Here is a 12230-nt window from a genome sequence, read left to right on the forward strand (position 1 = left end):
GTGGTTCGAATGGAGGCTGAGCGGCCAGGTGGGGGATCCCGGCCGCCCAGCCGGTCTAGTGGCGTCAGCCGCCCGTCACGCTCGACGGCGGCTTGGTGCCGTAGTCGGACTCCCAGCCCTTATCGAGGTTGGCCTTGGTGACCTTCGTGGGGACGGACGCGACGAGCTCCGGCGCCTTCTTGCCGAGGACACCGTATGCGCCGGCGAGCGCGAGGCCCTTGCCGATGCCGATCGAGCCGTTGCCCACCATGCCTGCGACGTTCGTGCCTGACATCATCGCTGCGCCGAGGGTGGTGTCGAGGTCGTTGGTGACGACTTTGATGTCGGTGCGGCCCGCTGCCTTGATGGCGGCGACGACGCCCTGGGCTGCTGTCGCCCACGAGACGTAGATGCCCTTCAGGTTCGGGTTCTTGGCGATCATGGCCGCGGCGATGGTCTGCGTGGCGGTCTCATCGGCAAAGCCTTCGGAGTCGACGATCTTCACGTCGGGGTACTCGTACGCGAGCCAATCCTTGAAGGCCTTGTCCCGCTGGTTGGTGAACCAGAAGTTCGCGTTGTACGAGAGGTAGCCGACCTCGCCCTTCTTGCCGAGCGCGTCGCCGAGGATCTCTGCGTTGTCCCGACCGGCCGCCGTGAGGTCTTCCGTGACGATGGAGACGAAGTCGGAGCCCGCCTTGTACCCCGCTGGCGGGGTTGTCATGATGACGAGCTTCGTCCCTGCCTCGACAGCGGGCTTGAACGCCTTGGCCGCAGAGGTGGGGTCGACGGCGATAGTGACGATGATGCTCGGGTGCAGTGCGAGCACGGTCTGGACGTTGTTGGCCTGGGTCGCTGCGTTGAAGTTGGCCTGCGTGCTGGCGACCACATCGATGCCGAGTTGCTTGAACTCGTCGCGAGCGCCCTTCTCGACGGCGGTCACGAAGTCGGACGACGTGTGCCAGACGAACGCCGCGGTGTACTTTCCGTCTTTGACCTTGCTCTGCTCGTCGCTGGTGAGCGAGAGCTCGGACAGCGCGCCCGGCTTCTCGCCGTTCGGGCCGGTGAACTCGAGGCTGGGCTTGGCTGCTGGTGTCGATGACGCTGACGATGCAGGCGTGCCGGAGGAACATCCGGCCAGCGCGAGGGAGAGTGCGAGTGCGCCGACGACGGCAGCGCGGGCGGCGAGACGCCGGGTGGGACGTGCTGTGTGCATTGTGGGTTGCCTTCCGGGACCGGGTTGAACTCCTGTGCGGTGGCGTCCCCCGGGTATCTCGTGACCCCGTCACCGTTGACTTGCTGAACCCATTTTGATTTCAACAAGCAATCAAAGTCAAGCTCGGAAATGTATCCGTTGGGTTTCGATCCCGTTAATCCTGCCGAAATCCGGCGCAGAGTGGCGCTGGACGGGCATCCTGAGCTAGTTTTGGGTTCACGCTGAAGACAAAGGGGGTGAGCTGGTGCAAGACACGCGAGCCATCAATCGCAACGCCGTCTTGACTGCTCTCATCGGATCGAGACCGGCCAGCCGCAAGCAGATCGCGGAGCAGACGGGAATTTCCGCCGCCACAGTGACGCGCTCGATCGACCAGCTCCTCGCCGAGGGGATCGTGACGGAGACGACGGAGATCGTCTCGGAGGCGAGGGGACGCCGCGCGGTAGAACTCGACATCGTCGCGGACCGCATGTATGTCGTCGGGGTGGACCTCGGCGCATCCAACACTCGAATCATCGTCGCCGACCTGCTTGCGCACCCGGTGTTCGCATCCGAGACGCCGACACCGACCACCCTGAAGGGGAACGATCTCGCCGAGTGGATCGCAACGACGGTCCGGAATGCGGCGGCCGACGTGTGGGACAGGGTGGCGCACGTGTGCCTCGGCCTTCCCGGCGCGGTGAGCCAGCGCGACCTCAGCGTCTCCAACGCCCCCAACCTCCCCGAAGTCGAATCGCCAACCTTCCTCGCCTCCGTGGAGCGCGCGATGGGGCGGCCGATGCACTTCGACAACGACGCGAACTACGCCCTCCTCGGCGAACTGCATTTCGGCGCGGCCCGCGGCGCACCCAACGCAGCGATGCTGACGATCGGCTTCGGCCTGGGCGCCGGCCTCGCCATCGAGGGGCGCATACTGCAGGGCGAGCGAGGGCTGATCGGCGAGTTCGGCCAGCTTCCGATCGGCCCCCTCGGCACCCGCCTCGAACACCTCGTGACGGGCGGCGGGATCCTGCGCCGGGCGGCAGAGGCCGGGCTGCACCTCGATGCGCCCGCCCAGCTCTTCGCACACGAAGCCGGCCCTGGCCTGCAGTCACTGCGGGCCCACTTCGACCAGGCACTGCTCGTGGTCTTGACCGCGACCACCGTGTCCTGCGACCCCCAGACGATCGTGCTCGGCGGCGGCATCGCCAACTCTTTGACGTCGTCTCTCGACCGCTACCGGATCGCCCTCGAACAGAACCTCCGGGTCTCTCCCGCACTCGCGACCGCCCAGCTCGGGGACTTCTCCGGCGCGGTCGGCTCGGTCGTCGCCGGGTTGCAAACGGTCTACGCCGGCCTCGGGGTGGAGGAGGCTGCGATCGTGCACCTGCCGAAAGGGGACGCATTGACCGCGGCCGAAGTCGCGCGGGTCAGAGCGCTCGGGTAGTCGGAGGCCAGCGCCCGTCGTCGTCGCCGTGCGCCGCGGACGACCGCACGTCGATCATGCCTGCGCGCGCGCCACCAGCTCCGCCCGGGAGGACGCCCCCACTTTGCTGAGCAGGTTCGAGACATGAAACTTCACGGTGTTCTCACTGATCGCAAGCTGGCGGCCGATCGCGCGATTCCGGGCCCCGGACGCGACCAGTTGGAGGACTTCGCGCTCGCGGTTGGTCAGTGCGGTCGCGGTCATCAAGGGCTCTCGCATCGCGGGCGGGTCGAGCGGAAGCCGAACGGAGAGGATGGAGCCCCAACCGGGCGTTGATCTCACCGTGACCGTGCCGTTCACCGCCGAAGCGCGCTCCACGATGGACGCCACCGAGTCGTCGGACACCGCCAGCTCGCCGCGCCCGTCGTCCCTGATCTCGATGAGAAGATTGAGGCCGTCGCAGTCCCACTCGACGCGGACGCGCCCGGTCTCCTCCTGGTCGATGAAGACGAGGATGGCGCTCTGTACGATAGCCCGCCCTGCCTGGGCGACCTCGCCGGGCAGGGCGCGCCCCGTAGCGGGCGGCTCGACGAACTGGATGTCCAGGTCGCCGTGGCGTGCGAGCGGCCTCAGGTCGTTTCGCAGCCGGCTGAACGCTCCGACAACCGGTTCCAGCACCGACGTGCGCTGGTGATGTCGCAGCGTGTGGACGCCTGCCAGAGCCATTGCCGCCGTGTCGGTGGCCAGGGCGCGCGCTGTGCGGTCATCGAGCTGAATCGACCGCAGCACGGCGAGCACCGACTCCAGACTCACCGCCTGGCCGTCCGCCCGCTCTGCCATCCCCCGCGTCTCATCAGTCATTCTGCGCACCTACCCGAACCGGTAGGTAGGGTGAGCCTTCCGCAGGGCGCGGTCCGCGGACGCGATCAGGACGATGGGATCATGGACTTCTCCGATCCTACGATGGGCGCCTCGCTTCGCCTTCTCCGCGACGAGCTCGAACGCTTGATCGATGCGCTCCCCAGCGCCCAGCTCGGGGAGGACGAAATCGACCGGCTCGAATCCCTCGACCGTTTCGCTGCGCTCGTGACGGACGCACGCCGCGTGTTCGTTCACGGCGCCGGACGCTCGGGTCTCGCCCTGAGGATGACGGCCATGCGCCTCATGCATCTCGGGCTCGACGTTCACGTGGTCGGTGAGGTGACGGCACCGGCGATCGGCCCGGGCGACCTCCTGCTCACAGCGAGCGGCTCCGGGACGACGGCAGGGGTGGTACGTGCCGCCCTGACCGCGATCGATACCGGCGCCCAGGTCGTGGCGATCACGACAGCTCCGGCGTCGCCGCTCCACGAGATCGCGACAGCGGTCGTGGTCGTGCCGGCCGCGGAGAAGCTCGACCGGTCGGGTGCGGCTTCCGCACAGTATGCAGGAAGCCTCTTCGAGCAGGCCGTCGTCCTCATCGGAGACGCGCTCTTCCACCACCTCTGGCAGCGCGCGGACACCAGTGCTGACGACCTCTGGCCTCGCCACGCGAACCTCGAGTAGCGGAGGCATCGGGCGGCGCCCGAACACGGGCGCTCGATAACAACAACAAGGAGAGAAATGAAACTGCAGTTCGCCATCGACACCCTGAGCACTGAGGCAGCCCTCGAACTCGCGGCGGCAGCGGCGCCGCACGTGGACATCCTGGAGCTCGGCACGCCGCTCATCAAGAGCGCCGGACTCAGCGCGATCACCGCGATCAAGCGGGCCCACCCCGACAAAGTCGTCTTCGCCGACCTGAAGACGATGGACGCCGGAGAGCTCGAGGCCGACATCGCCTTCACCGCGGGCGCCGACCTCGTCACGGTGCTCGGTGCAGCCGGCGACAGCACGATCGCGGGCGCTGTGGTCGCTGCGAGGAAGCACGGCAAGGGCGTCGTCGTCGACCTCATCGGCGTGCCGGACAAGCCGCAGCGCGCCCGGGAGGTCGTGGCCCTCGGCGCAGACTTCGTCGAGATGCACGCGGGCCTCGACGAGCAGGCTGAGGAGGGATTCACCTTCGCAGACCTGCTGCGCGACGGCGCCAGCTCCGGCGTGCCATTCTCGGTCGCTGGGGGTGTCAACGCGGCGAGCATCCCGGACGTGCAGAAGTCCGGCGCCCAAGTCGCCGTGGCCGGCGGGGCGATTTACGGCGCGCCGGACGTCGGTGCCGCCGCCGCGGCGCTTCGCGCGGCGATCGCCTGACCAGGGTCCAGGCGGAGTGGGGCCCGGTTCGGTGAACCGGGCCCCACTCGTTGGTAGCGCTGCCACGCGTCGAGTCCGATTAGAACGGTGCGCCGGAGGTGGCGGCGAGCAGAGCCAACTGCATCGAGGTGCGCGCACCGGTCGAACCGGGTCGCGCGAGGTGATCCCAGCCGTCGACGTCGCGGCGCAGTGTCGGCCCGGCGAACGGAGTGAGGTCGACATGACCGAGTTCGCGGTGGCGCTGGAAGGAGGCTCCGCCGAAAGCCGGTGAGACGTCCGTGTTCGGCTGTGCCGTTATCAGAACCGTGCCGACATCATCCGAGTCCGCGACAGCACCGAGCGCGACAGTGCCCGCCTCGGCGAGCACCGCATCCAGCTCGGAGGAGTCCAGGCCCGGAATGTCTGCGACCATCGTCGCCACGGGCGACTCCGCCCAATGCGAGCGGCAGTAGAGCATCCCGAACCGGACGGCCGGGTTGAGCCCGTCCGGAGCTCCGGCCACGATGACGATCCGCCCGGAAGCGGCGAGGCCCGAGAGGGCGACGCGCGCACCGGCCCAGTCGGTGACGACCAGCACGTGCTCGACGGAGGCGGCCGCGACCACCGCCGACACCGTGTCGACCGCGATCGCCTCCGCGAGAGCAACGCTGCGCCCGGTCAAGCGCGACTTGCCCTGCAGAGGCTCTTTGAGCGGCAGGATCACATTCCACCGCTGCGCAAGCGGGCCTGGCTGCGATGGACCGGTCACCGGTGCAGTGCAGGAAGGACCTGCTGGCCGAATACGTCGATCCACTCCCGTTGGTTCCTGCCGACGTTGTGCAGGTAGATGCGATCGAAGCCGAGATCGAGGAAGCTCTGAATCTGCGCCCGATGCCGGTCCGGGTCCGCCGAGATCACCATCCGGCCCTCGAAATCCTCGGGACGTACAAGTTTCGCCATCTGCTCGAACTCGTAGGGAGAGCGGATGTCGCCCTTCGGGAATTTCATCCCGCCGTTCGGCCACTCGACCATGGCGTTGCGCAGCGCCTCCTCATCGGTGGGAGCCCAGGAGAGGTGGAGCTGGAGCACCTTGGGCGCTTCCGACCCGTCGCGGCCGGACTCGCGCATCCCCTCGTCGAATCGGTCCATCAGGGCGGAGACCTTCTCCAGCGGGGCCCCCACCGTGATCAGGCCGTCCGCTGTGCGACCCGCACGCTTCGCGGTGACCGGGCCCGACGTAGCGATCAAGATGGGGGGAGCCTGATCAGGCATCGTCCAGAGCCGTGCGGATTCGAGCTTGTAGTAGGTCCCGGTGTGCTTGACCTCACGGCCCGCCGCCGACGCGGCGAACAGCTTCTTGATGATGTCGACGGCCTCGAACATCCGGCTGATCCGTTCGGGGGTCTCCGGCCAGTACGCGCCGGTGAAATGCTCGTTGAGCGCCTCACCCGAGCCCAGGCCGAGCCAGTGCCGCCCCGGATACATGGCCTCGAGCGTCGCCGACGCCTGAGCGACCATCGCCGGATGCCAGCGGAAAGTGGGCGCCGTCACGCCAGGTCCGATATCGCCGACGGTGCGCTCGCCGAGAGCCGCAAGCACGTTCCAGACGAATGCGGACTGGCCCTGGGCCGGCACCCACGGCTGAAAGTGATCAGCGGCCATCACGCCACTGAATCCAGCCTGCTCCGCCGCCACGGAGAGCTCGACGGCGTCGCGGGGGTGGAACTGCTCGAGCATCGCCGAGTATCCGATCGTGAAATCCTTCATGGTGTCCTCCATTCGATGGGAGTGAGGTCGGACGCTCGCGGCAGCCCGTTGATGACGCCGGCATGCCGGACGCTGTACCCGGCGGCACGGTTGGCGAAATCGGTCGCATCGCCGACATCGGCACCGCGACCGATCGCGACCGCGAACGCCCCGGTGAACGTGTCACCGGCACCCGTCGTGTCGACGGCGCGCACTGCGTCCACGGCGCGGGCCTCCACGGTGACGCCGTCGCTGATCACGGCTCCGCGAGCGCCCCGGGTGATGACGACCGTGGAGCGGGTGCGGCGGGCTAGCGTGCGGGCGATCTCCTCGGCGTCTCCTGGCCGGTTGTCGCCGGCGACCCCGAGCAGCGCCAGTGCCTCGTGCTCGTTGGGAAGCACGAAGTCGACCACGTCCCAGAGGCTCTCGTCGAGCTGGTCGGGTGCGAACGCCGGTGCCGGGTTCAGGATGGTCGTCGCGCCGTTGCGCTTCGCCCGGCGCAGAACTTCGAATGTGTACTCGACGGGCGCCTCGTTCTGGACGACCGCGATCCAACCCGGTCCGGCGATGGCGTCGGTGACCGCCGCGTGCTCGGCGGTCAGGTCCGCCATGGCGCCGAGTCCGACGGTGATGCAGTTCTCGCCACTGCGATCTACCACGATCGCTCCCGACATGGTCGGCGAAGCCGGGAATTCCTCGACCACGGCGACGACTCCTTCCGTGCGCCAGAGCGCGCGAGCGGCATCGGCAGAATGGTCGCCACCGAGCGCTGTCATGAACGTCACCTCCGCGCCGAGTCTCGCGGCGCAGACCGCCTGGTTCGACCCCTTCCCACCGTGGTCCGTGCCGACGCGGGCGGCGATCACGGTCTCCCCCGCCGCCGGCGCGCGGTCGACCACGTAGCGTGTGCTCACCCCGTAGCTGCCGGCCACGAGGATCTTCGGCGTGACACTCATGGCGCGATCACCACCTTGTGCGCGGTCGGGTCGGTCGAGACGGCCGTGAGGGCGTCCCCGAACCGATCGAGCGGGTAGCGGTGGGTGATGAGCCCGCGCGTGAGGACGCGTCCGCTGCGCAACGCGGCGAGCGCGTCCGGGAAGGAGGAGATCTGGGCGAAGGAGCCGGTGATCGTGATCTCTCGCCGATAGACGTCGAACGGATTGATCGTCACGGACTCGTTGGGCGAGGTGACGCCGTAGATCAGCACGGTGCCGCCGTCCCGCACCAAGCCGAGGGCGCGCTCGGCGACCGCGGATGCACCGGTTGCATCGACGACGACGTCGTAGCCCTCCGGTGCGGCCTCGGTCAGACGCTCATAGCCGCTGCCGTCCCTGCCGATCTTCACGGCGGCGTCGACGCCGAGTGTCAGCGCGAGCCGGAGCTTGTGGTCGGACGGCGCAGCCACGGTGACATGGGCTGCACCGCCGGTCGCGAGCAGCTGGGCCAGGATCAGCCCGGTCGGCCCCGCGCCGAAGACGAGGGCACGGGAGCCGGGGGCGACCCGCAGCCGTTCGACGCCGTGGATCGCGCAGGCGGTCGGTTCGGCGAGCACCGCGACTTCCGGAGTCAGGTCGGAGGCGTCGAAGCACCACGCAGCCGGCGCCACCATGTACTCCGCGAATGCGCCGGGCCCCGTGACGCCGAGGGCGGTCAGGTTCGCGCAGAGCAGCGGGCGCCCGCGCCGGCAGTTCGAGCAGGTTCCACAGCCGCCCACCCCGGTCGCCACGATCCGCTGCCCGATCCGAAAGCCGTCGACCCCGTCGCCGATCGCGTCGACGATGCCGACGGGTTCGTGCCCGGGCGTCAGTGGAAAGGCCGCGAAGAACGACCCGTCGTGGATGTGGTGGTCTGTGCCGCAGACTCCCGCGAGCTCGACACGAAACCGGAGCTCGCCCGGGCCCGGCGACGGTGTCGGGATCTCGTGCACCCGGAACACTTCAGGTGCGTCGTAGACGATCGCTCTCATGCTGTCCTTCTCTTCGCTCATCGTCGTCACCTCTAGACGCCCGGTCCGTCGAGCACGGTGCGGTCGAGCCAGCGGGGCAGCCACTGGCCGTGGTCGAGCGAACCGACCAGCCGGCCGTCCTCGACCACCACCTCGCCGCGGACCAGCGTCGTCACCGGCCACCCCGTGCAGTCCCAGCCTTCCCAGATGCTGTAATCGCCGTCGTGGTGAAGGTCGTCCATCGTGATCGATCTCTCAACGCGTGGATCCCAGAGCACGATGTCCGCGTCCGACCCGACCGCGATCGCTCCTTTCCGCGGATAGAGTCCGAGCACCTTGGCCGGGCGCGTCGAGAAGACGTCCACGAACGCACGCAGCGACAGCGCTCCGCCCACGACGCCCTCGGTGTACGTGATGACGCCGCGGGTCTCGATGCCGGCGTGACCACCACAGGCCGTCTCGACCGTTCGCCCGCCCACCTTGGTCGCGTAGTCGGTCGTGTACTCGTCAGTGGCGACGGTCGTCAGGGTGCCGTCGATGAGGCCTTTCCAGAGCGCTTCGCGGTCGGACTCGGTCTTCAATGCCGGATAGGTCTGGATCTTGCCGCCGTCCGGCTGCTTGTAGTCCTCGGCGGTGAAGCAGAGGTAGTTGTGCAGCACCTCGCCGTAGATCGGTTGGCCGGCCGCTCGCGCCTGGGCGATCACCCGCGCGCCGGACTCCCCCGTGACGTGCACGAAGTAGACGGCCGTGCCGTTCTCCCGCGCGAGCCGGCACACCTTCTGGAAGGCCAGCTCCTCCGAGGTCGAGGAGTGGACCAGGTGGAGGTTGTACCACTGATCGCGGTTCTCGCGCTTGAGCTTCGCCTCCATGTGCGTGACGAGCTCGTCGCACTCGGCGTGGACGAGCAGCATGCCGCCGGCGGCGCTCAGCTCGCCCATGAAGTCGAGCATCGGGCCGTCATCCATCTTGACGCCCTCCTGTGCCGTGGTGACGCAGGTCGTGAACGCCTTGAACGTAGGGATCCCGGCGCCCACCGCACGATCGATGTTCGCGAGCAGCGCGTCCGACGGGTTCCCGACGACTCCGGGATGGAACGTGTAGTCCACGTACGATTTGCGGTCGAACAGGGCACGGCGTCGCTCGACCGCCGCGACGGGGTCGTCGGTGTTCTCGTCGTGCACGCCGAGAAAGGCGAAGGAGGCGATGGTGGTCGTCCCGCCGAAGGCCGCCGCGCGGCTGGAGCCTTCTGGACCCTGCAGCCATACCTCTTCGCCCTTCGTCCATCCGCGGTGGGCGGGCTCCAGGATGTGAGCGTGCGCCTCGACACCGCCGGGGAGCACCTGCAGGCCGGCCGCGTCGATGTGGCGCCGCGCCTCATGCTGCGATCCCGGCTCGATGAGCTCGACGATCCGACCGTCCCTGATGCCGATGTCGAGGTGGCCCTCGGTCTCGGGGGTGACGACGTAACCGTTGCTGATCAAGACATCAAACATGCGATTTCCTTTCGGGGAGCACGATGTGCTCGTGTAGCGATGGCAGGATGTGGGTCGCCCACGCGTCCGGGCGCCGGTGCAGTCCGCCCGGGGGCGAGTCGTTCGCGCAGTCGTGGTTGACGGCGCCGGCCTCGGCCGCGGCGAGGACCTGGGACACGCACTCGGCGGGGGTTCCCGCGATGGTGTAGCGGGACACCAAGTAGTCGTCGACGCCGGTTCGGCGTGCGATGCGCCGGTACTCGTCGCGCTGCTCGCGGGTCGGCGCTCCGTGGGAGAGCAGGTTGTACGCCTCGCCCAGCTCCACGATGCCGGCGGTGTACCGCTCGGGGATGAACTTGCCGACCGTGCCGGATCTGCTGATGTGGTGCGCCAGACTGGCGACGTGCCAGAGGGCTCCGTCACGGGCGGCGTCGCCGTCTTCGTCGACGTACCAGGGCGCGGTGTACCAGGCCTCCAGCTCGTCCGCGTCACGGCCCGCCTCGCCCGCCCCGCGGTTGAGCATGGCTCTGCACGACTCGACCGTCTCCGGCGCGATCCCGAGCCCGAAGATCACACCGTCGCCGACAGCGCCCGCGACGCGGATCGCTCGCGCGCCGTGCGCGGCCACCCAGATCGGGATCGGATTCTCCGCCGGACGCATCCTGAGCTCGTTGCCCTCCCAGACGGCCGTCCCCTCGGTGAGCAGTCCGCGAACCGCACGGACGTACGCGCTGAGCCGGTCGAGCGGCGCAGCGCGTCCCGCGAGGTTGTAGACGCCGCTGTCGCCGGTGCCGATGCCGATGACGACACGTCCGGGTGCGAGGGCGTCGAGCGTGGCGGCCGCGCTGGCGGTGACGACCGGATGACGGGTCAGCGGGTTGGTGACCCAGGTCCCGATGCGCAGGGTCGACGTGGTCGAGGCGACGTCGGCGAGTGTGATCCACGGATCGAGGTAGAGAGCCGGGGAATCCCAGATCCCGACCCGGTCGTAACCGGCTGCCTCAGCCGCGGCGGCGACGGAGCGGACCTCGCCGAGGTCGGACGGGTTCATGCTGAACCCGAAGCGTAGTTCCATGAGACTCCCTCTGTCGTCACGGGGTGTTAAAACGTTTTTGCAAATGTACCTTCCAGAGCAGCGTTGGTCTAGTCTTTTTTTGCCTGGCCGCCAGCCCGGTTCGAGACGGGAGTACGCATGGCCGAGAACAAGCGGCCCACGATCGTGGACGTGGCCAAGGAAGCCGGGGTCTCGGTCTCCACCGCCTCCAACGCGCTGACCGGAGTGCGCCGCGTCAAGCCGGAGACCCGGCGCCGCGTCCGGAAGATCGCAGACCAGCTCGGCTACGAGCCGAACCTCGTCGCACGCTCCCTTGTGAGCAAGCGCTCCAGCATGGTCGGCATCCTGATGCCCGACATCACAGACAACTTCCTCACCGCCTTCGTGCGCGGCGTCGAGCGCGTCGTCGCGCCGCAGGGGCTGGGCCTGATGATCGGCGACTCGGGCAACGACTCGGACCGGGAGGAGCGCTACCTCAAGGCGTTTCAGGACCGCCGCGTGGAGGGTCTCCTGATCGTCCCGACGGCAGGGACCGACCTCGCCCAGGTCAACGCGATCGCGGATGAGATCCCCACCGTCGTCGTCGACCGCGAGATCTACGGCTGGACGGGCGACTTCGTCAGCTGCGACCATCGCAGAGGCGCGGAGATGCTGGTGGACCACCTGGTCTCGCTCGGTCACACCAGGATCGCGCAGCTGGCGGGCGACCAGGAGCTGTCGAGCGCCAGGACGCGGCACTCGGCCACCAGGGCACGGCTCGCCGACCATGGCCTGTTCAGCGTGACGGAGGGATTCAGCAGCTTCACCACCGAGGACGCGAAGGACCAGGCGGCCCGCATCGTCGCCCGAGCCCACGACTACACCGCGCTCATCGGCGGAGACGACCTCCTGGCGTTGGCCGCGCTCGGCGCCGCGCACCGCGCCGGCGTCTCGGTGCCGAACGACCTGAGCGTCGCAGGCTTCGACGACATCTCGTTCGCAGAGCTCGCCTGGCCGGCCCTCACGACGGTGCGCCAGCCTGTGGAACGGATCGCGACGGAGGCGACGCGGCTCCTTCTGGAGCGCGAGGCGGGACCCGGACGGCATGTGCTGCTGCAGCCGGAACTCGTCGTACGAGACTCCACCGCGGCGCCTGGCGGCGACACCACGTCCGCCTGATACTTGACATCCCCCGCCCTGGTCGGCTTCACTCTCCATTACGTGCAAAAACG

12 protein-coding genes are annotated in these 12230 nt (G+C 68.5%); 4 read left to right on the forward strand and 8 right to left on the reverse strand.

Annotated features, from left to right (window positions below; translation table 11 throughout):
* Positions 1–64: 64 nt before the first annotated feature.
* Positions 65–1192 carry a substrate-binding domain-containing protein gene (locus ASF88_RS16620; RefSeq protein ID WP_055921335.1) on the reverse strand — a complete coding sequence of 376 codons (1128 nt, stop codon included), beginning with the start codon at positions 1190–1192 and terminating at the stop codon, positions 65–67.
* Positions 1193–1436: 244 nt separating this feature from the next.
* Here ASF88_RS16620 and ASF88_RS16625 point away from each other — a divergent pair, with 244 nt between their 5' ends.
* Positions 1437–2618 (forward strand): ROK family transcriptional regulator, encoded by a 1182-nt coding sequence (locus ASF88_RS16625; RefSeq protein WP_055921338.1) that lies wholly within the window; start codon positions 1437–1439, stop codon positions 2616–2618.
* A 54-nt stretch (positions 2619–2672) separates the two neighbouring features.
* Here ASF88_RS16625 and ASF88_RS16630 read toward each other — a convergent pair whose 3' ends face one another.
* Positions 2673–3437, reverse strand: a complete 765-nt coding sequence (locus tag ASF88_RS16630; protein ID WP_235493531.1) for a helix-turn-helix transcriptional regulator — start codon at positions 3435–3437, stop codon at positions 2673–2675.
* 102 nt (positions 3438–3539) lie between these two features.
* Here ASF88_RS16630 and hxlB point away from each other — a divergent pair, with 102 nt between their 5' ends.
* Both hxlB and hxlA read left to right on the forward strand, forming a co-directional pair.
* Complete coding sequence (hxlB, locus tag ASF88_RS16635) at positions 3540–4142, forward strand: 6-phospho-3-hexuloisomerase (RefSeq protein WP_055921344.1); 603 nt, start codon at positions 3540–3542, stop codon at positions 4140–4142.
* 57 nt (positions 4143–4199) lie between these two features.
* Entirely contained in the window at positions 4200–4823 is a 624-nt protein-coding gene (gene hxlA, locus ASF88_RS16640) for a 3-hexulose-6-phosphate synthase (protein WP_055921347.1), read from the forward strand.
* A gap of 79 nt (positions 4824–4902) precedes the next feature.
* On the opposite strand, the gene ASF88_RS16645 is transcribed toward hxlA, so the two are convergent.
* From ASF88_RS16645 to ASF88_RS16670, 6 genes are read right to left on the reverse strand one after another with little or no spacing between them, the layout of a single operon-like run.
* Positions 4903–5571 carry a 2-phospho-L-lactate guanylyltransferase gene (locus ASF88_RS16645; protein WP_157498418.1) on the reverse strand — a complete coding sequence of 223 codons (669 nt, stop codon included), beginning with the start codon at positions 5569–5571 and terminating at the stop codon, positions 4903–4905.
* Positions 5568–6581: a TIGR03557 family F420-dependent LLM class oxidoreductase gene (locus tag ASF88_RS16650; RefSeq protein ID WP_235493532.1), complete on the reverse strand. Its 1014-nt coding sequence runs from the start codon at positions 6579–6581 to the stop codon at positions 5568–5570. Before ASF88_RS16650 ends, ASF88_RS16645 begins: the two co-directional genes overlap by 4 nt.
* The gene (locus tag ASF88_RS16655; protein WP_055921355.1) at positions 6566–7504 is read right to left on the reverse strand and encodes a ribokinase; all 939 of its coding nucleotides are present in this window, start codon (positions 7502–7504) and stop codon (positions 6566–6568) included. The genes ASF88_RS16650 and ASF88_RS16655 overlap by 16 nt, the downstream gene beginning before the upstream one ends.
* A complete protein-coding gene (locus ASF88_RS16660; protein WP_200935312.1) occupies positions 7501–8535 on the reverse strand; it encodes a zinc-dependent alcohol dehydrogenase family protein in 1035 nt (344 codons plus the stop codon). The genes ASF88_RS16655 and ASF88_RS16660 overlap by 4 nt, the downstream gene beginning before the upstream one ends.
* 11 nt (positions 8536–8546) lie before the next feature.
* A complete protein-coding gene (locus ASF88_RS16665; protein ID WP_082519036.1) occupies positions 8547–9986 on the reverse strand; it encodes an amidohydrolase family protein in 1440 nt (479 codons plus the stop codon).
* Positions 9979–11040 (reverse strand): LLM class flavin-dependent oxidoreductase, encoded by a 1062-nt coding sequence (locus ASF88_RS16670; RefSeq protein ID WP_082519037.1) that lies wholly within the window; start codon positions 11038–11040, stop codon positions 9979–9981. Before ASF88_RS16670 ends, ASF88_RS16665 begins: the two co-directional genes overlap by 8 nt.
* Positions 11041–11157: 117 nt before the next feature.
* Here ASF88_RS16670 and ASF88_RS16675 point away from each other — a divergent pair, with 117 nt between their 5' ends.
* Positions 11158–12177, forward strand: coding sequence for a LacI family DNA-binding transcriptional regulator (locus ASF88_RS16675; RefSeq protein WP_055921364.1), 1020 nt, complete (start codon positions 11158–11160; stop codon positions 12175–12177).
* Positions 12178–12230: the final 53 nt, after the last annotated feature.

The organism is Leifsonia sp. Leaf336, from assembly GCF_001423695.1.
In the GTDB taxonomy this organism is placed as follows: Bacteria; Actinomycetota; Actinomycetes; order Actinomycetales; family Microbacteriaceae; genus Leifsonia.

Bases quoted from the DNA above. Each gene is read 5' to 3' on its own strand.
- ASF88_RS16670 (WP_082519037.1), bottom strand. From the start codon at position 11,040: ATGGAACTACGCTTCGGGTTCAGCATGAACCCGTCCGACCTCGGCGAG.
- ASF88_RS16665 (WP_082519036.1), bottom strand. From the start codon at position 9,986: ATGTTTGATGTCTTGATCAGCAACGGTTACGTCGTCACCCCCGAGACC.
- ASF88_RS16655 (WP_055921355.1), bottom strand. From the start codon at position 7,504: ATGAGTGTCACGCCGAAGATCCTCGTGGCCGGCAGCTACGGGGTGAGC.
- ASF88_RS16650 (WP_235493532.1), bottom strand. From the start codon at position 6,581: ATGGAGGACACCATGAAGGATTTCACGATCGGATACTCGGCGATGCTC.
- ASF88_RS16675 (WP_055921364.1), top strand. From the start codon at position 11,158: ATGGCCGAGAACAAGCGGCCCACGATCGTGGACGTGGCCAAGGAAGCC.
- hxlB (WP_055921344.1), top strand. From the start codon at position 3,540: ATGGACTTCTCCGATCCTACGATGGGCGCCTCGCTTCGCCTTCTCCGC.
- hxlA (WP_055921347.1), top strand. From the start codon at position 4,200: ATGAAACTGCAGTTCGCCATCGACACCCTGAGCACTGAGGCAGCCCTC.
- ASF88_RS16630 (WP_235493531.1), bottom strand. From the start codon at position 3,437: ATGGCAGAGCGGGCGGACGGCCAGGCGGTGAGTCTGGAGTCGGTGCTC.
- ASF88_RS16660 (WP_200935312.1), bottom strand. From the start codon at position 8,535: ATGAGCGAAGAGAAGGACAGCATGAGAGCGATCGTCTACGACGCACCT.
- ASF88_RS16620 (WP_055921335.1), bottom strand. From the start codon at position 1,192: ATGCACACAGCACGTCCCACCCGGCGTCTCGCCGCCCGCGCTGCCGTC.